Raw genomic sequence first — 21,917 nt, forward strand, 5'->3', positions numbered from 1 at the left:
AAAGGCCGCGAGCGCTCACGCGGCCTTTTTTGCTGCCCAGAGAAGGGGAAGCTCAACCCAGCGCTGCTTCCAACTCCGGCAGGATCTTAAACAAGTCGCCCACCAGCCCGATATCGGCGATCTCGAAAATCGGCGCTTCGCCGTCCTTGTTGATAGCCACGATCGTGCCAGCGTCCTTGATGCCGGTCAGGTGCTGGATAGCGCCCGAGATGCCTATGGCGATATAAAGCTCCGGGGCGATGATCTTGCCGGTCTGACCGACCTGCATTTCGTTCGGCACGTAGCCGGCGTCGACGGCGGCGCGCGAGGCGCCCACGGCGGCACCGATCTTGTCGGCGAACTTGTAGACGATCTCGAAGTTTTCCTTCGAGCCCACGCCGCGGCCGCCGGAGACTACTTTGGGCGCACCCTGGAGGTCCGGACGGTCGCTCTTGCCCTGCTGCAGGCCGACGAAGCGGGTGTGCAAGGGCAGGGCGGCATCGACGCTCAGCGCTTCAACCGCTGCGGAGCCGTTAGAGGCCGCGGCCGGCCAGGAGGCGGTGCGGATCGTCGCCACGACAGTCGAGGCCGAGTCCACTTCGACGGTGACGATGGCGTTGCCGGCGTAGATCGGGCGCCTGAAGCTGTGCGGGCCCTCCACGGTCATGACGTCGCTGACCTGCGACACGCCCAGCAGAGCCGCCACGCGCGGGGCGAGGTCCTTGCCGAAGGTGGTCGAGGGGACGAACACATGGCTGTAGCCTGCCGCCGCTTTGGCAATCTGCGGAGCCAAGATGGCTGCGAGGGCATGGGCGTTCTCAGAGCGGGCGACCGTCAGTACTTTGCTGACACCGTCGATCTTCGCGGCTTCCGCGGCGATGGCATCCGGAGCGTCAGACAGGACGATGACGTCGATGGCTTCCGGCTTGACGGCCGAGGCGGCGCTGACCGCACGTGCAGTGGCACCGTTGAGCTTGCCGTCGAGGTGTTCAGCGATAACGAGGATCTTGGACATATCGATTCTCCGGTCGGCTGCTTTACAGCAGGCCCTTCTGCTTGAGGGCCGCGACGAGCTCGGCGGCATCCTTCACCATCACACCCTTGCTGCGCTTGGGCGGGGCGGCGTAGTGAGTGGTCTTGATGTGGTCTGCTGCGTCGACGCCCAGGGAGCCCAGTTCGATCACATCGATCGGCTTGGACTTGGCCTTCATGATGTCCGGCAGTTTGATGAAGCGCGGTTCGTTGAGACGCAGGTCCGTCGTGATCACGGCGGGCAGGTCGGCTTCGATCGTCTCGAGGCCGGCATCGACCTCGCGGGTGACCGTGGCCTTGCCGTCAGCGATCTCAACCTTGCCAGCGAAGGTCGCCTGGGGTCGATCCCACAGGGCCGCCAGCATCTGGCCGGTCTGATTGGCATCGTCGTCGATGGCCTGCTTGCCGAGGATCACCAGACCCGGCTGTTCTTTTTCGATCAGCTTCAGGAATGTACGGGCGGCGGTAAGCGGGGAGACCGCGTCCGAAGTCTGGACTTGGATCGCCCGGTTGGCGCCCATGGCCAGGCCGTTACGCAGGTGGGCCGTCAGGTCGGCGGGACCGATGCCCACGACGATGACCTCCTCGGCCACGCCCTTCTCGCGAAGGCGCAGGGCCTCTTCAAGGGCGATATCGTCGAACGGATTGGCGGAGAGCTTCACGCCGTCCGTAACCACGCCGCTGCCGTCAGGCTTGACCTGTATACGGACGTTGTAGTCCACGACGCGCTTGTAGCCGACCAGAATCTTCATTCGGGGTTCCTATGCCTCGGAGTTCATCCCCCCATTCTAACCAATCTTCAAACTATCGTTTGATGCGCCGCGGAATGGTGTCAAAAGCTAGACGGGCGGTGTGTGGTAGTCGAGCGCCAACACGTCAACGCCGATAAGTAATAGCCGTTGTTCAAATGGTAAGGAGGACAGGGATGCAGGAAAGCTTCCCCATTCTGCCGAATCGGTGCCATGCTATCCATGGCGCCGATTGCATTATGGGATTTGGGCAAGCCGCCAACTTCCTTCAAGCAGTGAGCACTGATAACAGCCTGATCGCAAAAGGCTGCCTCGGCCAACTCGGCCAACTCGGCAAATCGACGGTCCAGTCAGACGAATCCGCGAGGATCATTCACGTGGCGACTTTGTTTCAGATGGGCGACGCTCACGGCGGTATTCTCCAAGATCTCAGGGTGACACCAGGGCAGGCCAGCGAGTTGCGCCGAGCCAGTGGTGACCTCCCGTCAGTGGTGCTCGACGAGCGACAACTGTGCGACCTTGAAATGCTGATGCACGGTGCGTTCTCGCCTCTGCGAGGCTTCCTTTCGCGTGACGATTACGAGTCTGTAGTTGAGAGAATGCGCTTGGCGAATGGGACACTTTGGCCCATACCCATCACGCTTGATGTCCCCGTCGCCCTTTCCGGCGGGATCGGTCCTGGCAGCAAAGTGGCCCTGCGAGATGCACAAGGCGTCCTTCGAGCCGTGCTGTCCGTCACGGACGCGTGGATCCCTGATCGTGAGCGGGAGGCAAGTAAGGTGTTCGGCACAACCGATTCGCTACATCCTGGCGCGAGGTATACGCTCGGGTGCGCTGGTTCGCTAGCGCTTGGCGGGCCGGTAAGCGCAGTCTGTGACGTCGACCATCACGACTTTACTGAGCTTCGTGACACGCCTGCCACCCTGCGCGCGTGGTTCTCGGCGAAAGGTTGGGACCGTATCGTGGCGTTCCAGACACGCAACCCCATGCACAGGGCTCATCGAGAATTGACTCTTCGCGCCGCGGAAAAGGTGGGTGGCAAGCTCCTCATTCATCCTGTGGTCGGTCAAAGCAAGCCGGGCGATGTGGATCACTACACGCGTGTGCGCTGCTATCGCGCGTTGCTTCCGTATTACCCGGCAGATAGCGTGAAGCTGTCGCTGTTACCGCTCGCTATGCGAATGGCGGGACCGAGGGAGGCAATATGGCACGCCATAATCCGAAAAAACTACGGCGCGACGCATTTTATCGTCGGGCGCGACCACGCTGGTCCAGGTAACGACAGGGATGGTCGTCCCTTCTATGACCCATTCGCTGCTCAAAGACTTTTGAAAATCCACGAGGCGGAATTGGGTATTGTCAGCGTGCTTTTTCCGGCCATGGTGTATGCGGTGAACCGCGACGCATATCTGCCGTCGGACGAGGTCTTGGATGCTGACGAGGTGAAGGACGTCTCAGGAACGCAACTTCGCCAGCATCTTCGAGATGGTACTGAGATACCGCCCTGGTTCAGCTTCCCGGAAGTAGTTCGAATTCTGCGGGAGCGCCATCCCATGAAAAAAGCGCGTGGATTCGCCGTCTTTTTTACAGGGCTCTCAGGTGCGGGAAAGTCGACGATCGCGCAAGCTCTCATGGCTCGCCTGATGGAAGGATCAGCCCGCCCGGTGACGCTGCTTGACGGTGACGAGGTACGCCGCCACATATCGCGAGGATTAGGTTTTTCTCGTGAAGATCGCGCAGCGAATGTCGAACGTATCGGATATATTGCGGGAGAAGTAGTCCGCCACGGGGGTATCGCCATCTGCGCACCGATTGCACCGTTCGCCGATTCTAGGGCCGACGCTCGCAAATGGGTCGAGGCGCATGGAGCCTTCGTTGAGGTTTATGTATGTACAGACATCGAGGTATGCGAATCGCGAGACATCAAGGGCCTTTATGCCCAAGCACGCGCGGGTAGGTTAGCCAACTTCACCGGCGTGAACGATCCTTACGAAGCGCCAGAGTATCCCGAACTTCGCCTTGACGGAAATGCCGGCACGCCGAGGGAACTCGCGGGCAGGGTAGTCGAACTCCTTGTGAACATGGAGCTGCTCGAAACTGCTGAAACGGTCTCGTGGCGCGGAGGGCGAGCGAGTTGACCCGGGTCATCCTGCATGTAGGTCAGCCGAAGGCCGGCTCCACTGCCTTGCAGCGAGCGCTCGGACGTGACGAACGAGAGCTTCGCGAGCGCGGCGTTTTTTACCCGATCGAAGGCGCAACCGCAAGCGGTCGCATGGACGGACATGCGACTTACAGTCACAATCTGCTCGCAGGCTTTGGTGTTCCGTTCGAGGCAGTCTACGCGCCCTTACGCCGGTATTATGTTGATCAGGATGGCCTAACTCAGGCCGTGCGACATTTTTGCGATAGCGTGCGCACTAGCCTGCTGATGCATGCCTACGGGACGCTCGTGCTATCTGGAGAAATGATCTGCGAAGCTTCCCACCAGGTGCTCATGGCGATAAGAGACTGGCTAAATTCGCTGCCTGCCGTTTCCACGATCGACGTTTGTGTCTATTTCCGTTCCCCTGTGGACGCCTACCGGAGCCGTGTGGCGCAAGATGTCAAGGCAGGCTTGGATTTCACTCCGCCAGACAGGTTTTTCGTCGACTACGAGGGCCAATTCGCTCGCCTTACTCAGGTGTTTGGTGCCGACAGGGTCCATCCATCCCGCTTCGGCAAAGCTGAAGATGGGTGGGACGTGGTGGATGACTTTGCCTGTCGTTTTCTCGGAACGGCGCTCGAGGGGACTAGAGCTAATGAAGCTTTGGCACTGGAAGCTACGTTTTTTCTGGCTGCTTACTGGACTATCTGTCGAGCCACGGGAGCGTTGGGTCGAACAAAATATGAACTGCTCGTTTCATGGCTAGAATGCAATCCGTATCCCGGAGGTGACGGTTCGAGAGCGCGCCTGCGCTCGTCGCTCGTAGCGCGTCTCGTACAGCGCCACGAAGCTCAACTTACCTGGCTCCGGTCCAGGGGCATCGACTTCAATTACCCACAAGTGCCGCTATGCGAGACTGCCTCAGAGCCGGCTGCTTCAATATCGGAACTCTTTGAGTACGGGCCGGATGCCGACGCAATGCGTGCATTCGATGTCTTCGCTATCGATGGCCTCCTGCACGCCTGCATCGTGATGAATGAAGCCTTGAATACCAGGGAAGGAAAAATCCAGACCTAAGATGTTGATTGGATGGAGATGGAAATCCTCGGTGCGCGGAAGAGACGACTAGCGAGAAGACCGTCCCTGATCTTGACATGCAGACGCTCGTCGAGGATGGAGTGGGCAAAGGCTGCGACAAGAATCGAAATCGATGTCGTCAGAATCACATGGCCTATCGTCGGGATCAGTGGCATCAGGCCGTAGTGCAGGAAAAGTTCCTTTGCGACCATGTTCACCAATGGATGAACGAGGTAGAGCGCGTAAGAGATGTTGCCTATCCATGCCAAGACTGCGGGGAAGGGTATGTGTGTGGACTTCGATGCTAAAGAGATCGCGAGCACCATCGCCACGGCCCAGCCTCCCCAGCCAAGCAGACCGTTGTCCGACGCGATGTTTTCGAGTATGCACCACAGGAACCCGACACATCCGGAAAAAGCGACCAACCTGGCCGTCAGCGCGTCTCGAATAACGAACGACGAGCAGTAAATCTTGCCGATTATGACCCCGCCAAGAAACTCGAAAATGATCGGATTGGTCATCAACTGCAGATAAGCGTTGTCCGAATTGACCCTTGCTGTGACAAGGAGCGACGCATGGCCGTGGTCCCAGAGTGGGACGGCGATGAGACAGATGCCACACCATCCGAAGAGAGCAACGTAGCGAAACCGGGCAAACAACATGGACAAGCCGAAAATCAGATAAAAGTAGGCTTCGTAGTTCAGTGACCACGCGACATCGGTGAGACCTCCTCCCAGATAAAGAAAAGAATGAGCATCGGGCGGTATGAAAATCAGCGATTTGGCGATCCAGATGAGATTTTCGTGGACAAATATTCCCGTCCCCTTTGCCACGGCAAAAGTTACAATGCCAATGACTGCGTACGGGATCCAGATCTTGGTGAACCGCCTTATATAGAAGCGCATCAGGCTTGCGGGTGAGCCATCGTTTCCCTTCGTCGTATAAGCCATGATGAAGCCACTTATGACAAAGAAGATATCCACACCTGCCGCGCCGCCATGCAGAAGCGTTTCCGCAGTCTGCTGGTAAGGGGTGACGAGGAAAAACCACCGCGCATGGCTGAGAACGACCATCATAATCGCAAGGCCCCTAAGGGCCTGCAGAAAGTCGAGCTTTTTGTCGTTGCTCATTCACCCCCCCCCACCCTGTTATGCGCGGTGCACGCCCGGCTGGTACGATCGTCTTACACGATACCACCGGTGGGGCCGTCGAACGCTGTCTGTAGATCCTAACTAAGCGTTAATTAAGTCAATTCGCCGAACGCACAAGTTCTATCCTGCCGAGACGGACGGATGCGTCCTCCAAGGCGTATGCCCGCAGCTCGAACTGACGTAGATCGCGGGGCAGGAAGAAGCTCCCTTCGAGGGCGTTGGCGGAAAGCTCGAAGTCGAAGTTCAATGCGGAGTCGTCGCCCCCAATGATAATCTGCACTTTTCCTGTCACCGAGCCATCGACGCGAAACGTCCACTTGCCTGCGGGGAGATTCCAATAAGGGCCAAAAAAAAGCACGTCACCTGCCAAAGCGCGATACAGGGTTCCGTGACCTTCGTGCTGGCCCTGCCCGATCAACTGTCCCGGATAGACGGAGAAGCGTGCACGGTCGAGTTCTTCAATGACTCCGCCACGCGCTGCGAGGATGTCGCCGACGCGCGCAGCAAACGTTGGCCTATCCAACGGAACGAGCGAAGCGCCTGGCTCGATTCCGTAAAGATCCAAGCCGAGGCTTTGCAAGAAATCCGCGATGGCGCTGGCTTCGTCATCGGCCCCACCGTCGAGTTTCTCGAAGAGAATCTTGATATCCGGTGAGTTTCGTATAGTCGCCTCCATGCCACGTAGTACGGCCAACTCAGCGCCTTCCACATCGATCTTCACCAGGTCGAACGTCATTTCCGCCGGGAGAACGTCGTCCAGGCGTCGCGCAGGAGCCTTGATCGACTGCCCGGCGGTGTCGAACTGGCGTACGCTCGAGCCTTGGCCGACGTGGCCATCGGGATAAAACAGTTCGATCACACCTTCGCGGTCGGACGCGGCTATGGCGTGAACTTTGACGACGGGTTCGAGGTGGTTGAGCTGTATGCTTCGCTCAATGAGATCCACCATGCGGGGATGTGGCTCAAATGCGACGACGTGCCCCGTACCCTTTGCCAACCTGTTTCCGACGATGATCGAGTAATAGCCAACATTCGCCCCGATATCGAGAAAATTAGTCGATGCCTTGATAAAGCTTCGCAACACCTCGGTATTTTCAGGTTCCCACTCGCCTCCGTTGATGATGGGTGAGGGGCAGCCCAAGTCGCCAGTATTCACGAAGATCGGACTCTCATCCCGTAGGTAGGTGAGAACAGCATTGTCTCCCGCGAAACTGGTGAGGCGCGACTTGATAAATTCAAGGCTTCGACTCAATGACGCCGTGCTCGCCGTGGTCGCCGGGTCGCCTGGTGCGGACGCTGCTGCCGCCGCGCGAGTCTCGGCCCGCTCAGCCGTCTGGCGCAATTCCTGCGCCATCGAATGCACGGCGTGTGCAAGCTGAAGAAGCTTGAAATCCAGGCTTTCGATCTTCGCAAGCGTCGCGTCTTCGCAGGCTTTTGCCCCGACCTCTAGCGCGTGAAGCCGGTGAGTGAGCGGCGATCGCTCAGAAAATTCGTCGCTCATCTGTCGCGCCAAATCGGAAATCTGATGCTCGAGAGGAACGATCGATTCTCGCGTTATCGTCCGTAATCGCGATGAGATACGTCGTGTTATAGGCCGGAACAGATTATAGAGACGACGCAAGACGCCCAGAATGATTTTCTTAATCATGGCGAGGTAATCCCGAAAGTTTGCTGGCGATTGAAGTGGTTGAGAGTCATGCCGGCATGACCTGAAGCATGCGTAGGGACAAAGCCGTCTCGTCGAAATATTTGGTATAAATAGCCGGGCAGTGCTCCATCACTTCCTCTACCTGGCGCTTGTCGAGCATGATGATCTGGAAGGCAAGATCGCTCGTGTGGAATCGCCACGCCGGCACGATAGATTGATCGTTGTCAGCTGGAGGACACGGCCAAGCCGGGATCAACCAGCCGGTATGATTCTGCAACACGATTTCATCATGCGGTGGGGCCTTGAGCGACACCACGGGCGTATTGCGGCTCACGGACTCGTAGAATCCAAGGCCTAGCCCCTCATGCGAAGACACCTGGATACTGACGTCGTGCTCTTCGTACATGTCCATGATGTCGTCCCGCGAGAGTACGCGGTCGATGATATGAACTCCTGGCGGAATCTTGTCTGGATAGTAGGTCGCGACAGGGTCCATCGAGGTCACGGTTAACTCGATGTCATCGCGCGAAGCGCGCGCTATGGCAAAGGCATCGATGACTTGACGTGTATTCTTGCGAACGTTTGGATTGTGTCCGGCTACGTGCAATAACCTCAGCTTGTCATTCTGACGCAGTCGGCGCCGCTTGCGTTCGGACCTTGCCGGCGGCAAAGCTCGCTGAAAGCCATGTCCGAGGAACGCGCCGTTGACGACGCCCTCGTCTCTCAGCGCTTTCTCCGCAATGCGCGTACAGAACAACGTCGACGTGAGCCGGTTATGCAGGTGTGCCTCGCCCTTCAGTACGATCTCTGCCATGGGGATAGCGCATACCTTGAGGTTGGCTATGTTCAGACTGAACAGTCGGTCCCAGTTTGGCTGCCAACATATCTCGGGCACCCACAGCGTATGTATCTTGTTGGCGAGAATGAACTGGCTTAGTTCATTTACCGTAACTTCTTCGCGGCAATTGAACGAATAGTAGACGGAGTCCGCGTGCGCGGGCACAGTCCAGTCTTCAGGATCTCGTTGACGGGTGAGCGATCGTCCCAGTGCGGAATATGGCTGGAACGAGAATATGTGAACCGTGTAGCCCATACCACGGAGTAGCTTCGCATGTGTATGCGAGAGATTACCGAGTCCCTGGTCGCCCCAGACGGTAAAGATGCCCACGTTCTTGCGTATGCTTTGATCGATGAGCCGCATAGTCATCGACATGAAACCAGTGGCGCCAGCGTCGAATGTCGACGTGACGCGCTCCTTCTGCATTTTTCCGACACGGTTGAGTAGCACGGCGTCATGGTAGATCCGGGCGATCGTGTCCACCCACGTCTGTGGATCCTCCTCGAGGTAGAAGCCGTGTTCGCCGAACATTTGCGGGAGGAAGCCGTTTCGGGTGGTCAATACGGGTATCCCGTTCATCGCCGCCTCGTAAGCGACCCGGCAAAAGGTCTCATCGACCAGCGTCGGTACTACGACTATACGAGCACTGCGATAAAATTCACGAACACTGCCGTATCCATGAATCACACAGAGCGGCCGGGATGTCAGGTCGTCTTGAAGCTCGTCGTACAGCGTTGAGGCCTCCGGTTCGGTCTGAACGCCCATCATCGGGATGTGGTCGCCCAGTTCTTGCACCATGCGCTGGAAGATCCGCCCTCCCTTAAGCGCGCAGATATTGACCTGCAATACATACGTGCCCATGTCGCTTCTATCGGCCATGAACTGCGCAGGATCAGAGGTCGGGTGGATTATCTCGAGATTGTCTGTTCCACCCAGTGCGGTATAAACGTCGCTCATGAATTCCGACGCGACGTATTTGACTACCGTATCCGAGTCTGGGCCGCGTTTGCGGGCTAGCTTATGCCTGCCAAGGTGTTCAAGGATATGCTGGTTGCCAGTGTCACCCAGTTCGATCAAGCCACCCCAGAAATGGCAACCGACCAAGGCTCTGCAGCGCATGGTCCTGGAGAGCTCCATGATGGCATCGCTCGTTCCCCCGTGGCCGTGGAGAAGGTCAGGCGCATAGTCGTCGATGGCTTGTCGTATGTCGGCTTCGCAATTAGCTCCCGCGTTGCGTATATCGATGTAGTAGGGGGTGTGGGTGAGAGAGGTTTCGGTGTAGGCGCCTGTTCGGGGGTCGAAGAAACTCTGCCAGACGCAGCGCACTCCGAATTCGACCAGAATTTGGCAGGTCTGATGCACGAACGACTCCCCTCCACCCATCGGGTAGCCGAGATGTGTGCTCACGAGATAAGTAGGAACCAGCGCCTTTAGGGATGCGGCTGCCTGGATGAAGGCGGCGCCTTCATAGCGTCGAGCCAGCTCGATCGCGTGGTCTGGCGAGAGCCACGCCAAGCGCAGAAGAGCGTTAAAGATCGCGCTGGGCATGGCTATGCGGTGTTCATCCAGGGGCGCAACGCGCTCCGGTGACGTCACGTGATTTTCTGGTGCCTGCAATATGAGGCATCGCAGATGCTCTACATCGATCAGCGGCGTTCCCGTGGTCAGGCAGTCCAGCTCGTAGCCCTTCAGTGCCCGGAAGAGCTTCTTCGTGGGATGGTGCTCGGCCACGTATGGCAATACGGTCGATGCGATCATCTTTGCGCGGGCACCGGCGATGCCGTAATCCAGAATCCAGTCGTGCGCCTTGTGCTCGCTGGTACCGAGGGCCGCGCTGATTACGGAATATCGCTCGCTTCGGTCACGCTCAGTGAACGATATGTTCGATAATGCTGCATGCACTGCTTCGTGCTCACCTGCCATGCGAAGCGCAAGAAGAACCTCTTGCAGACGCTCGGTACTTAATAAGAGCAGTGCGTCGATCGATTCTCGATCCATCGCGGCCAACCGGGCATGGTCGAATTCCGGTGGGAGCACCGTCGTGGTGGCCAGTTTGTCGTCGGCTCGCCGCCCGGGTTGGTCGTTCGAGGATGATGTGCTCATGGTTGTCGATTATGTGGTTGCGGCCGGGCGACGGATGGCGATGCTCGTGGCGATGCAGACGAGAGCGGCTGCGATACCCCAGTAGATATAACGAAAGTCCGGGGCAACGCCGCCGAAGATCAGGGGGGCCGTATAAAGCATGCCGGAAAGCGAAATGAATAACGGCAGGAAGGCTTCACGACGCCGGCGGACCGTGAACTCGACCGCGTATAAGCCCGTCATCATTATGTTAAGCAAAACCCAGGTGTTATTTACGAAGAGCGGCTTCATGACGGGTAAGGCGGCGGCGTCGAGGACATACTTCTTCATAAGAAGGTACGCCGAACGCTCTTCGAAGCCGTATTCACGCGACTTCTTCGAGCTCCCGACAAAAAGATGATCGTTATCCGACTTGCGGAACCATGAGTTGAAGTAGCTGGCGCGGTGTGCTGCGTATGCGGCAGGGTGCGATACGATCGCCGAGATCCAGCGGCGGCCGAGATGCTCCCACTCCCCTGTTGCGCGCAGGTCGTCGATCAAATCCTCGCACCGGAGCCAGATCAGATCCCAGCCCTTGTCTTCATAGCAGGCGGGAAGGTTCGCCAGGTTGTAGTTGGCGGAAGGCGGAAGTAGCCACTGATGCGTGCGTAAGGAAATGCCCACCAGGTCATATAGGAAGAGCTGCGAACTGGGGTAGGTTTCTTTGGGCTTTGTAATTGTTGTTATCGCGGCATGCATCGCCCCGAATGCACCGACGTATAGGAGCGTCCCGACCACGGCGGCTTTCAGCATTCCCCGCCACTCGTCTCGAGGAAAATTGAATGTGTAGCAGAGTATGAGAATCGTGAGCGCAAGGCCGGTAAAGATTGCATTGTGCCGCGCACAAACGGACGCTGCCACGAGAAGTACCAAAATCGCCGCCGTCAATCGGTGGAGGCGGACACCCCGGAAGTGCGCACGGATGACTACGGCACATGTGACGAGAAATCCTATGACTAGGAAAACGTCTTTCCAGATCGTACCGACGAAATTGATCATCACCGGAGTAAAGGCGAAGATGACGATGAGCCATGCCGCGAAGGCGGAGCGCCGAGCTAAAGCTTGGCTTATGACGCAGAACGACGCCCAGTAGCCGACAAGAAAGAGGCCCAGGATGGTCACAGGGCCATCGTGAATCCAGAGTAGGCCGCTCCAGACCAGCGACATTACGGGTGGGTGCCAGTCGCCGAATTCGAACGACTGCGCCTGAAGAAGCTGGAAGTCCGAATCCTGCGTCATCAGGCCCGGATAATAGGCCGCCGCCGTCAGGGCGAGCCCCACCGCACATACGACGGCGAGAAGTATGCTGTTGACCCGTGAGCCGGCTATGTTGTTTGCGATCGCCATGAGGCAACCTTCCCCCGTTGGTTGTCCCTGTCGTGCCTCGTCGCAGCGTATCAGCTGCGAGCGACGCTTCAGCGGCTGTCGGTACCGACAGCCTCTTCGTACGCGCTCACTACTTCATCTGCCGCACCGAACATACGCATTGAGCCGTTCTCCATCCAGAGCACCTTGTTGCAAACTCGGCGGATTTCGCGATTCGAGTGCATGGCGAGGACTACAATTTCGGAACGTTTTTGCAGGGAATCGAGACGTTCCTCGGCCTTATGCATGAAGGTGGCATCACCCACACCCATCACTTCATCTAGCAAAAGGATTTCAGCATCCACGGCCGTGGAGATGGCGAACGCTAGACGCACGCGCATGCCGCTGGAGTAGGTGCGAATGGGGAGGTCGAGATATTCGCCGAGTTCGCAGAATTCTGCGATTTGCTGCTGTTTGGACTTGATTTCACTATCGGTCATGCCCAAGAGCAAGCCACGAAGACGAATGTTCTGGTAGCCAGTCGAATTGTCGTCCATGCCCATGCTGATATCTAGCAGTGGAACAACCTTCCCGTCTCGCGCGATGCTTCCTCGCGTCGGCGCGTAAATGCCGGACATGAGTCTGAGCAAGGTTGATTTGCCGGCGCCGTTGTGGCCGATGAGTCCAATCCGGTCGCCCGTCTGCAGTCGAAGAGTCAGGTCGCTGAGTGCGCGTACGACGACCACGCCTCCCGTGTCCGCCTCGATCGTGTTTCGGCGACCCAGCCGCATCACCTGCCGCTTCAGCGAGCGGCCCTGAACGCCGTAGACCGGGAGGTCAAGGCAGACGCCGTTGAGTTCAATGAAGGCCATCGTGCTTATACCCAGTAAGAGATCCGCTGCAGATAGCGGCCGGTGAGAAAAAGTGCTACCAGCCAGCCCACGACGGCCATGACGATCGCGACAAGCCACGCTGTTGCGGACGGCTCGATGCCCAAGAGCGGTTGCCGAACGATATCAAGGAGATAGGTAAGCGGATTGTATTCCGCGATGTAGGCATGACGTGCAAGGGCCTCGGGCTTGAAAATCACCGGGGTCACATAAAATGCCACCTGGATAATCGATGCGATGATTTGGGGAAGGTCGCGGAACCGCGCCGAAAAAAGCCCAGCTAGCATGGCCAGCCACATCGCGTTAAGGGTCAGCAGCAGCAAGCCAGGAATGAATAATGGCATTACGGCGAAGCGCTTCACGCCGAAAATGCAGAACAATACAACGATGATGATCAGGTTGTGAGCCAGGATGATCAGATTCCTCCAGGACAACTGGAGAATGAAAATCAGCTTTGACGTCGCGACTTGGCGGATATATGACGCATTTGCGATATATGCCGTGCTCCCTTCGGTAACCATGCTGGAAAACAGGCCCCAGGCGATGAGACTGATCGCCGCAAAGGGTAGGTATTCACTGAGGTTCTGTCCGAACAGCGTGCCGTACACGATGCCGATTGCTGCTACGAGCACGCCCATGCTGATCGTGAGCCAGAATGGCCCAATGCGAGACCGCGCATAACGCTGGCGTATCTCCATCCACCCCAGCAGCATCCAGAGACGCCAGGAAGCGACACTACGCATCAGGTCGGATAAAGCTGCACTTAACATCGTATTATGTCTAACCCGATTGAAATGTTGTTCTGGAGCAGCCCTCAAGAGGGCTTAAAAGCTCGCAGGTATAGGACACGAGCCGGTATCGACCGACTGAGCCCAACGGAAAATGATAGCACCACGGGCCGGCGCGGTGCCGCTCCCAACCTGCCGCGACGGTCGTCAGTCGACATGGCAAGCCGACCGACTCTGCTCACCCGATACGGCGCGCGCTAGCAAATTGGCGCTCTCCCGCCAGGATTTCCAGGGTGGGTGGGTCCCAGGGCTGGGGCGTTCGGCCAACCATCGGGCAATGTGGGTAGCAAGCCCTGCCGGTGTATCGGTGTCGAAGTACGAAGGGTAGTCGCCTGCGACTTCGCGGAACACCCTCAGGGCCCTAGCTATAACAGGCTTGCCGCGCTGGGCTGCCTCGATCAGGGGAAGTCCGTAACCTTCACCTCGTGATGCGTTAAGCAATACGGTAGCTCGCTCATAGACCGCATAAAGTGTCTCGTCGCCAGCAGTGTCCAACCAGAACAATCGGTGGCCATTCTCGCGATGAGTCTGGAGCCTCTTTATTAGATCGTTCACGAGCCATCCGCGTTGGCCAATGATGATAAGCGTCACGTCAAGCCCCGATTCCCACAGTAGCTCCAACGCATCCAGAGCCTGGGCATGCCCCTTGCGAGGCTCAAGCGTGCCGACCATCAAGAGCGAGGGCCGACTGGCAAGGGCTTTTTCCAGTCCGGGAGATAACGATCCGCCAACCAGTGTTGGGCCGACATCGGCGCCGAGACCGAAGGCAGTCACCTTCGGGGGCAGAAGCGGGCCGTGATCTTCGAGCCAAGCTTGGAGGTCGGTCGCAGTTGAACGTGAGACGCAATGCAGCGAGTCCGCCAGCCCGGTAATCGTTCTTATCCAATTTGAGAAGCTTTGCTGAGTCTGGGAATGGAACGTGTCGGGCAAAATAAGCGGGAGAAGGTCGTGGACGATGAAATGCATCTTCACGCCCGCACGGCGCCAGGTCTGGAGCAAGGCGGCGCTTGAGGGAAGGCTGTCCATCGTCCAGTCGAGCGCTATATATGTCTCATTGCCAAATATGCTCACGATGTCTTCCGGAAGCTCCGACGGCCACACGGCTCCGATGAGCTTGCACGCATAGGCATGAGCGTGGTGATAGCGCCCGTCGCGGTAAGCGATCGGCTCGATTCTTATTCCTTTGGGTGGTTCGCGTAGCCACTCGCGCAATATTGACCTGACGACGCGATGAACTCCGGTTCCGACATCGCTGACGGAGATATGGGTTACATCAATGAGCCATCGGGCATGCGGGGCGGGCCGAGCCCTGGCCAGGGCGTCTGCTACCCTGGCTAGGTCGTCATCGCTAAGGCAATGCGCTAGCGTTCCGGCAATGTCCCGCTCCACTGCAAGTTGCTGGGCAAGGGTGTGGCGGCACTGGACTTCGTTCACTTCTGCCGCGAGCCTATCCGCGCTCATGCCTTCATCAAGCACGATGCCGGTCGCGTCTTCGGCCAGCAGGCACAGCCATTCTCTTCCATCGCCCGTCTCGCCGATTTGAGCATATCCACCTAGACGATAACGATCGGATGCCTCCGTGGGGCCAGCTTCGGGAGGGGGCCCCGACCATATGACAGTACCTGGGCGGCGGCGCAAGTCGGACAGTTGGCGGGCTACGTTGCCCTGATCCATGTGGAAAACTGGTAGCGAAGACGCTTGCATCCCGCTCGGGTGGAGCGCTCGCTTTCGTGGCACGTGTGTTTCGATCGCCGTCAGGAAGCGAGCTGCCACGGAAGACCAAGTAAAGTGCGACGCGCGCTCAAGCCCGCTGCGACGTAGCCGCTCGGAGAGCTCGGCATCGGTCAGGACTGCTTGGATTCTTGCCGACATCGAGCCGGGGTTCGCGGCGTCGAAGAGAGCCTCTGAGTTACCGACGACCTCCGGAAGGCTGCACGCATCGTTGGCCAAGGTCGGGGCCCCACAGGCCATCGCCTCGAGCACTGGGAGGCCGAATCCTTCACTCTCGGATGGGAAGACAAAAACGGCGCACGCCTGGTAAAGTTGGACCAGATCCTCGTCGCTGACGAAGCCGGTGAAAATGACTTCCTCCGGACGCAGCCGAAGCCTGGACATCTCGGCAACGAATCGCGCTTCCACCGGAGGATCGATACGTCCAACAACGACAAGCGAATGACGTCGACGCAAGTCGTCCGGAAGCGATGCATATGATTCCACGAGAGCGAGGACGTTCTTTCGCTCATCGAATCCACCGCTGTACATGACATAAGGTCGTTCAATGCCGAACCGCTCCGCAACCCACTCTGCGTGACTCGTCCCGGTGGCTGCGGGTATAAATCGCTGGTCTACGCCCGCGCCGATCGTAACAATCCTGTCGGGCTCGATACCAAGTCGTTCGATGGCATCGGATCGTACCCACTCGGAAATAGCCAGCAAAACGTCGCATTGTCTGAGCGTAGCAATTCTACGCATATACCAATCACGCGCTCGTGACTTGCCCAGTTTTGCGGGGTTGTGAAGGGGTATGAGGTCGTATAGCGTGGCGACGGTGAGCGCCTTCGGCATCGCGTGAGGCACCAAGGCGTCGCTCGAAAAGCCCTCGACCACGCTGCCAAGCCAGACGACATCTGCATCTTGAGCATCCAGCGCGAAGGTGTAGACACGCTCAGCCGCGAGTCGTCGAGTGTCGTTAGCGGCATTGTCGGACGAGGTATTACGGATCGGCCCGAAGGAGCGCCTTTCTACCTGGAGGCCGGCTTCGGCAAGCATGTCGACAGCCCGATCAACGCCGTCTAGAGCCGCGTTGAACATCAGGCTGATGTCGTGCGAGTGCCAGCCCGCCTCCAAAGTCGCTCTGGCGGCCGCCAGGCAGTAACGACCGATACCGCGATGACGGCTGTCGGTCTGCACGCCCTGCATGTCGATCAGTACCTTCATTGCGGCGATTGGTGACGCATGCGGTCATATGCGCGGCGGCTCGCATCGGGCAGTCGGTTCGCATCGACGTCGAGCACGGCCTCCGGATGATTCGCCTTGGAGGCCGCTGTGCGGAGCTTCGCGTCGAGTGCGGGCATGCGATAAATGGCATCGACGATTAGGCGTTTAAGGGCAGGGCGACGCCCTAAGAAGTGCAGCAGATACCGCAGCGCACGTTGTGCGGTGAGCTTCATGCAACTCCCCCCTCAAGCGCTCGGAGTAGCGCATGCAGAGCGCGCTCCGTGGAGAAATGGCGGCGCACGTTGTCGAGCCCTGCATCTGAAAGTCGGATCCAAAGCGCCTCATCATGATAGGCGCGGTTGATCGCCTCGGCCATGCCTTCGGCGTGGTCCTCGATAAGGGCGTCCACGCCGTCACGCAGGTGCATTCCCTCTGCGGCCAAAGTCGTCAGAACAACCGGCAACCCGCGGCTCATGGCTTGGTTAACCTTTCCCTTGACCCCCGCGCCAAAGCGAAGCGGCGCGACCGAGATTCGCGTTGAGGCAAGCAGTGGAGTGAGGTCTTCCACGCGACCGTGCACCTGCATACCGTCGCACTCGATGGCGCTTCGGGTGGTGTCGTCGATATCGCCGACCACATGGAAAATAATCGTTGGATCGTTCGCTCGCACAAGGGGAAGCACGTTCGCCGCGAACCACCGCACCGCATCCTCATTGGGTGGATGACCGAAGCCACCGACGAACAACAGGCCGCTGCGCGACGCGAACGGCATCGACCGCCCGGCGACATCGTGAATATTGCTGACCAGTTCGACGCGCGACTGCGGTGCCTCCGTCGCGAGGATGTCACGCTCGTCGCCGCTTACTACAAGCGTGACATCGGCCTGTTCCACCATCGCGAGTTCGCGCCGCCGTGACCGTGCGGCTTGCCGTGCGAGCGCGGGGTTGGACGTCAGCGTGGCTGCTCGTTGCTCGCGTATGAAATGCAGGTCGACGGTATCGAACACGGCGCGCGCACGGGGAGCAAGCTGGCGCGTCAGCGCCAGATACTGGTCAGCCACGGGAAGGCGGCACAGCATCACGGCGTCCAGGGTCGCTCCGTGGGTGCGCATCCAGGATGCCGCATTGCCGCGGTGGACCGCCACACCCAAGGCAGCGAGCCTCGCGATGTCTCGCGGGGTCGCATCGTTATCATCCGCCGTGAAGTCGATGTACCAGCCATCCGCATTGAGCAGCCGGAAGATCTGGCACAGTCGCATGGAGCCGGAATCGCGCGTGGGATCGGGCGTCATGGTCTCGATGACGAGTATCCGTCGTGCGGGTTTGCCGGGGGCGGGCGGTTTCAGGGTGGCTGGTATCGCGTCGTCCGCCACGCCCGCGTCGGCGCGGTTCCGGGCGAGCATCGCCCGGCGCACGGTGCCGCGCCATCCACGAATGGCAATGCTTCCCTTCAGGCGCCGCAGCACATGTCCGATCCGCCGCAATTTCCAGCCAATATCCATCAAAGATTCTGATAATTCGGCCCGGACCCGCCCTCAGGCGTCACCCAGGTAATGATCTGATACGGGTCCTTGATATCGCACGTCTTGCAATGCACGCAGTTCGCCGAATTGATCTGCAGCCGCCTGCCGCCCTCATCCTGCACCATCTCGTAAACTCCCGCCGGGCAGAACTTCTCGCAAGGATTGCCATACTCGGTCGTGCACCGGTCGATGCAGATCGAGGTGTCGGCCACCTTGAGATGCACCGGCTGGTCCTCATCGTGCTCGGTCGCCGCGAAATACACGCTGGCGAGCCGGTCTCGCGGTGCCAGTGTGCGGTCGACATAGTCCTTCTTCGGGGTCTCGTACTGGCCGAGCTTGCCCAGCGACGACCAGTCCGCGTGGTTCTTCAGCGTCCACGGCGAGCGGCCGCCGGTGACGGTTTCCCACGCGGCGTTGATCAGGCCGAACCACAGGCCCTTGTTGAAGCCAGGGCGGATGTTGCGCACCTTCTTCAGTTCGGCGACGACCGCCGAGTCACGCAACGCCGCATCCCAGCCGGCGGGCGAGAGCTGCGATGCCACGAGATGTTCCGCGGCGAGCATGCCCGAGGCGATCGCCTGGTGCGTGCCCTTGATCTTGGGCACGTTGACCAGACCGGCGGAGTCGCCGATGAGGATCGCGCCCGGCATCTCCACCTTCGGCAGGGACTGCGCGCCACCTTCGACGATGGCGCGTGCGCCGGCGGAGACGATCGTGCCGCCCTCGAGCAGGCTCTTCACGTTCGGGTGGTGCTTGAACTGCTGGAACGCCTCGAACGGCGAGAATTTGGGGTCCGGATAATCGAGGCCGACGACGAAGCCGATGGCCACGCGGTCGTTGTCGAGGTGATAGAGGAAGCTGCCGCCGTACGTGTCGTTGGCGAGCGGCCAGCCGGCGGTGTGCACCACCTTGCCGGCTTCGCCGCGGCCGGGCTGCAGCTGCCACAGCTCCTTGATGCCGATGCCGTAGGTCTGCGGGTCGCTGTCCTTATCGAGGTCGAAGTGCCTGATCAGCGCCTTGCTGATGTGTCCGCGACAGCCTTCGGCCAGCACCGTGACCTTCGCGCGGATGTCGATGCCTTCGGTATAGCCGGGTTTGTGCGTGCCATCGCGTGCCACGCCCATGTCGCCGATGCGCACGCCGTTCACCGCGCCGCTCTCGTCGAACAGCGCCTCGGCGGCCGCATAGCCGGGAAAAACGTCGACGCCCAGCGCTTCCGCCTGAGGCGCCAGCCACGCGCAGAGTGCGCCGAGGCTGACGATGACGTTGCCGTGGTTGTTCATCTGCGGCGGCGTCACCGGCAGCTTGCTGCCCGAGGCGTGGTCGCGCAGCAGCCAGAACTCGTCCTTCGTCACCGGCACGCAGACCGGCGGGGGCGCCTTGCGCCATTCCGGTAGCAGGCGGTCGAGGGGCGCCGTCTCGATCACCGCGCCAGAGAGAATCTGCGCGCCGATCGTGGATGCCTTCTCGATCACGCAGACGGTGATCTCCGGATTGAGTTGTTTCGTACGCATCGCGAACGCGAGACCGGCGGGGCCGGCCCCGACGACGACGAGGTCGTATTCCATGGTTTCGCGTTCGCTCATGGCTGGCTCACTCAAACTCGGCTGGCTGGGGAGGGTTGACCTGGCATTGTCCGTTTTCGCCGCCAGAGGGGCAAATGGCGCGTTTCAAACACATTCGCGTCATTAAGCCTTGCATCACTTTCACATATCGCGTTCATAATCGTCCCCAGCGCAAGGAGAGTTCATGAATACGATGCCGCCGGTCGCCGATAACGACATGCGCCGCGCCACGCTACTGCAGATTCTGCACTGGCTGGCTATTGGAAGGGTCCAGCCCCAGGCCCTGTCCGACGTTTACCAGGACGCGATCGAGCGTCTGAACCCGCGTCTGAATGCTTTTTCCGATTACAGCGTTTCCCTGATCCAGGAGCAGTCGCTGGCCGCCGACCGGCGTCGCCGGGACGGTGTGATCGGTCGCCTCGACGGCATGCCGATCGCGATCAAGGACAATTTCGACGTCGCCGGCGTGCCGACGCGCGCGGGTATGCGGCGCCGCACCGTCGTACCGGAGGAGGATGCGCATGTCGTGGCGCGCCTGCGTGCCTCAGGCGCGGTGCTGCTTGGCAAGACCAATATGGATGAAGGCGCGCTCGGCCTTACCACGAACAACCCGTTTCATGGCGCGACGCACAATCCGCACCGGCTCGGTTACACGGCGGGCGGTTCGTCCGGCGGTGCGGCCGCGGCGGTGGCCTCCGGCATGGCCGTAGCCGCCATCGGCTCGGACAGCCTCGGTTCGATCCGCGTTCCTGCGAGCTACTGCGGCATCTACGCCCTCAAGCCGACGCACGGCGAAATTTCCGCGCGAGGCCTGGTACCGGCCGCGCGGCGGCTCGATGCGGTGGGCCTGCTGGCGCGCGGCGTCGACGACCTGACGGTCCTGCTGCAGACGCTCGCCGGCTATGACGCGGACGATCCGCGCTCGCGTCGCCGTCGTGTCGCGTTCTCGCCGCCGGACTGGGAGCCGGGCAACCTGCGTGCCGGTTTCCTGCCCGATCTGGCGGCGGTGGGCGTCGAGCGTGACGTGATCGACGTGTTCGAGGCCGCGCTGGCGCGCCTGCAGGGCGAGCTCGGTGAACGTCGCAGTGTCGACTTCTCCGACTGGGATTTCGCGAAGACGCGTCGTGCCGGCCTGCTGCTGATGGAAGCGGAGATGATCAACACCTTCGCCGCCGAGCTGGCCGATGAGGCCTACCCGGTCTCGAACGCTTTCCGCGACATGGTCGGTTTTGCGACGAAGAAATCCGCCGCTGAATACGCGGCGGCCGATCTCGTCCTGGACGCGGCGACGCTGAAGATGCGCCGTCTGTTCGCTCAGGTCGACGTCCTGGTGCTTCCGACCACGCCGCAGGGCGCGTTCCCGCTGGATGGCCCGGTCCCGGCGTCGCAGGCGGATCTGTGCGGCTTCGCCAGCCTGGCCGGTTGCCCCGCTGTCAGTATCCCCATGGGTACGTTGCCCAACGGCCTGCCCATCGGCATGCAGCTGATCGGCGCACGCGGTTCCGACCTGCGTCTGCTCGAACTGGCCGCTGTCTGCGCGTCGTCGCTGGATGCCGAGCCCACGTACCCGGTGGAGCCCGCCTGATTCCGGACTGGCAGCGTATCGATCTGCCCGGCGCCGACGTGACGTTTGCGCCGGCCTGGCTGCCGCGCGAGGAAGCCGACGCGCTGCTCGATGAGCTGCGTGACCGTCTGCCCTGGGAGGTTCACCGTATCCGCATGTTCGGGCGGGTCGTGGACTCGCCGCGACTCAGTGCCTGGATCGGCGACGAAGCGGCGACGTACCGCTACTCGGGGACGCGCTTCGCGCCGCGGCCCTGGACGCCGGCGTTACTCGCGTTGCGCGATCGCGTGGCGGCGGCGTGCGATGCGCCGTTCAACAGCGTGCTGGCGAATCTCTATCGCGATGGATCCGACCGGATGGGCTGGCACAGCGATGACGAGCCGGAGCTTGGCGCGGCACCGGTGATCGCCTCGGTCAGCCTGGGAGCGGAGCGTACGTTTCGTTTCCGGGCGAAGGCAGGGGGCGAGCCTGTCGCCATCGCGCTGCCGCATGGCGGCCTCTTACGGATGGGCGGAGAGACCCAGCGGCTCTATAAGCACGAGCTGCCGGTCAGGAAGCGGGTCGCGGGGGCTCGGCTCAATCTGACCTTTCGGAACATTGCCTAGCGT

16 protein-coding genes are annotated in these 21,917 nt (G+C 60.0%); 4 read left to right on the top strand and 12 right to left on the bottom strand.

What is annotated here, in order from left to right; all coding sequences use genetic code 11:
- Positions 1 to 52: 52 nt before the first annotated feature.
- Both FA87_RS03520 and FA87_RS03525 read right to left on the bottom strand, forming a co-directional pair.
- The gene (locus FA87_RS03520; RefSeq protein WP_043692455.1) at positions 53 to 994 is read right to left on the bottom strand and encodes an electron transfer flavoprotein subunit alpha/FixB family protein; all 942 of its coding nucleotides are present in this window, start codon (positions 992 to 994) and stop codon (positions 53 to 55) included.
- Positions 995 to 1,016: 22 nt separating this feature from the next.
- On the bottom strand, positions 1,017 to 1,763 hold the full coding sequence (locus tag FA87_RS03525) for an electron transfer flavoprotein subunit beta/FixA family protein (protein ID WP_043692457.1): 747 nt from the start codon (positions 1,761 to 1,763) through the stop codon (positions 1,017 to 1,019).
- Between the two features lie 173 nt (positions 1,764 to 1,936).
- Here FA87_RS03525 and FA87_RS03530 point away from each other — a divergent pair, with 173 nt between their 5' ends.
- Positions 1,937 to 3,898: a bifunctional sulfate adenylyltransferase/adenylylsulfate kinase gene (locus FA87_RS03530; protein ID WP_239708957.1), complete on the top strand. Its 1,962-nt coding sequence runs from the start codon at positions 1,937 to 1,939 to the stop codon at positions 3,896 to 3,898.
- Positions 3,895 to 4,980 carry a hypothetical protein gene (locus FA87_RS03535; protein ID WP_156128489.1) on the top strand — a complete coding sequence of 362 codons (1,086 nt, stop codon included), beginning with the start codon at positions 3,895 to 3,897 and terminating at the stop codon, positions 4,978 to 4,980. Before FA87_RS03530 ends, FA87_RS03535 begins: the two co-directional genes overlap by 4 nt.
- On the opposite strand, the gene FA87_RS03540 is transcribed toward FA87_RS03535, so the two are convergent.
- The 10 genes from FA87_RS03540 to FA87_RS03590 all read right to left on the bottom strand — a co-directional run bounded on the left by FA87_RS03540 (position 4,977) and on the right by FA87_RS03590 (position 19,766).
- Positions 4,977 to 6,110: an acyltransferase gene (locus FA87_RS03540; protein WP_043692461.1), complete on the bottom strand. Its 1,134-nt coding sequence runs from the start codon at positions 6,108 to 6,110 to the stop codon at positions 4,977 to 4,979. The genes FA87_RS03535 and FA87_RS03540 overlap by 4 nt on opposite strands.
- 118 nt (positions 6,111 to 6,228) lie before the next feature.
- A complete protein-coding gene (locus FA87_RS03545; RefSeq protein WP_156128490.1) occupies positions 6,229 to 7,779 on the bottom strand; it encodes an FkbM family methyltransferase in 1,551 nt (516 codons plus the stop codon).
- Between the two features lie 46 nt (positions 7,780 to 7,825).
- Positions 7,826 to 10,720 carry a glycosyltransferase gene (locus FA87_RS03550; protein ID WP_081996453.1) on the bottom strand — a complete coding sequence of 965 codons (2,895 nt, stop codon included), beginning with the start codon at positions 10,718 to 10,720 and terminating at the stop codon, positions 7,826 to 7,828.
- 9 nt (positions 10,721 to 10,729) lie between these two features.
- Complete coding sequence (locus tag FA87_RS19705; RefSeq protein WP_052191126.1) at positions 10,730 to 12,085, bottom strand: hypothetical protein; 1,356 nt, start codon at positions 12,083 to 12,085, stop codon at positions 10,730 to 10,732.
- Positions 12,086 to 12,153: 68 nt separating this feature from the next.
- On the bottom strand, positions 12,154 to 12,915 hold the full coding sequence (locus tag FA87_RS03560; RefSeq protein ID WP_043692473.1) for an ABC transporter ATP-binding protein: 762 nt from the start codon (positions 12,913 to 12,915) through the stop codon (positions 12,154 to 12,156).
- A 5-nt stretch (positions 12,916 to 12,920) separates the two neighbouring features.
- On the bottom strand, positions 12,921 to 13,703 hold the full coding sequence (locus tag FA87_RS03565) for an ABC transporter permease (protein ID WP_043692475.1): 783 nt from the start codon (positions 13,701 to 13,703) through the stop codon (positions 12,921 to 12,923).
- Positions 13,704 to 13,868: 165 nt separating this feature from the next.
- Positions 13,869 to 16,658, bottom strand: a complete 2,790-nt coding sequence (locus FA87_RS19710; protein WP_052191127.1) for a glycosyltransferase family 1 protein — start codon at positions 16,656 to 16,658, stop codon at positions 13,869 to 13,871.
- Complete coding sequence (locus tag FA87_RS03580; RefSeq protein ID WP_043692478.1) at positions 16,655 to 16,891, bottom strand: hypothetical protein; 237 nt, start codon at positions 16,889 to 16,891, stop codon at positions 16,655 to 16,657. The genes FA87_RS19710 and FA87_RS03580 overlap by 4 nt, the downstream gene beginning before the upstream one ends.
- The gene (locus FA87_RS03585) at positions 16,888 to 18,159 is read right to left on the bottom strand and encodes a glycosyltransferase (protein WP_052191128.1); all 1,272 of its coding nucleotides are present in this window, start codon (positions 18,157 to 18,159) and stop codon (positions 16,888 to 16,890) included. Before FA87_RS03585 ends, FA87_RS03580 begins: the two co-directional genes overlap by 4 nt.
- On the bottom strand, positions 18,159 to 19,766 hold the full coding sequence (locus FA87_RS03590) for an electron transfer flavoprotein-ubiquinone oxidoreductase (protein ID WP_043692481.1): 1,608 nt from the start codon (positions 19,764 to 19,766) through the stop codon (positions 18,159 to 18,161). Before FA87_RS03590 ends, FA87_RS03585 begins: the two co-directional genes overlap by 1 nt.
- Positions 19,767 to 19,929: 163 nt before the next feature.
- Between FA87_RS03590 and FA87_RS03595 the strand changes: the two genes are divergently transcribed.
- The gene (locus FA87_RS03595) at positions 19,930 to 21,330 is read left to right on the top strand and encodes an amidase (RefSeq protein ID WP_043692484.1); all 1,401 of its coding nucleotides are present in this window, start codon (positions 19,930 to 19,932) and stop codon (positions 21,328 to 21,330) included.
- A gap of 38 nt (positions 21,331 to 21,368) precedes the next feature.
- On the top strand, positions 21,369 to 21,914 hold the full coding sequence (locus tag FA87_RS03600) for an alpha-ketoglutarate-dependent dioxygenase AlkB (RefSeq protein ID WP_239708959.1): 546 nt from the start codon (positions 21,369 to 21,371) through the stop codon (positions 21,912 to 21,914).
- Positions 21,915 to 21,917 lie beyond the last annotated feature (3 nt).

This window comes from Luteibacter sp. 9133 (genome assembly GCF_000800155.1).
Taxonomy (GTDB): domain Bacteria; phylum Pseudomonadota; class Gammaproteobacteria; order Xanthomonadales; family Rhodanobacteraceae; genus Luteibacter; species Luteibacter mycovicinus.

Coding starts and splice junctions, on each gene's coding strand:
- FA87_RS03565 (WP_043692475.1), bottom strand. CDS start 13,703: ATGTTAAGTGCAGCTTTATCCGACCTGATGCGTAGTGTCGCTTCCTGG.
- FA87_RS03520 (WP_043692455.1), bottom strand. CDS start 994: ATGTCCAAGATCCTCGTTATCGCTGAACACCTCGACGGCAAGCTCAAC.
- FA87_RS03580 (WP_043692478.1), bottom strand. CDS start 16,891: ATGAAGCTCACCGCACAACGTGCGCTGCGGTATCTGCTGCACTTCTTA.
- FA87_RS03545 (WP_156128490.1), bottom strand. CDS start 7,779: ATGATTAAGAAAATCATTCTGGGCGTCTTGCGTCGTCTCTATAATCTG.
- FA87_RS03550 (WP_081996453.1), bottom strand. CDS start 10,720: ATGAGCACATCATCCTCGAACGACCAACCCGGGCGGCGAGCCGACGAC.
- FA87_RS03525 (WP_043692457.1), bottom strand. CDS start 1,763: ATGAAGATTCTGGTCGGCTACAAGCGCGTCGTGGACTACAACGTCCGT.
- FA87_RS03595 (WP_043692484.1), top strand. CDS start 19,930: ATGAATACGATGCCGCCGGTCGCCGATAACGACATGCGCCGCGCCACG.
- FA87_RS19710 (WP_052191127.1), bottom strand. CDS start 16,658: ATGAAGGTACTGATCGACATGCAGGGCGTGCAGACCGACAGCCGTCAT.
- FA87_RS03540 (WP_043692461.1), bottom strand. CDS start 6,110: ATGAGCAACGACAAAAAGCTCGACTTTCTGCAGGCCCTTAGGGGCCTT.
- FA87_RS03585 (WP_052191128.1), bottom strand. CDS start 18,159: ATGGATATTGGCTGGAAATTGCGGCGGATCGGACATGTGCTGCGGCGC.
- FA87_RS03560 (WP_043692473.1), bottom strand. CDS start 12,915: ATGGCCTTCATTGAACTCAACGGCGTCTGCCTTGACCTCCCGGTCTAC.
- FA87_RS19705 (WP_052191126.1), bottom strand. CDS start 12,085: ATGGCGATCGCAAACAACATAGCCGGCTCACGGGTCAACAGCATACTT.
- FA87_RS03530 (WP_239708957.1), top strand. CDS start 1,937: ATGCAGGAAAGCTTCCCCATTCTGCCGAATCGGTGCCATGCTATCCAT.
- FA87_RS03590 (WP_043692481.1), bottom strand. CDS start 19,766: ATGAGCGAACGCGAAACCATGGAATACGACCTCGTCGTCGTCGGGGCC.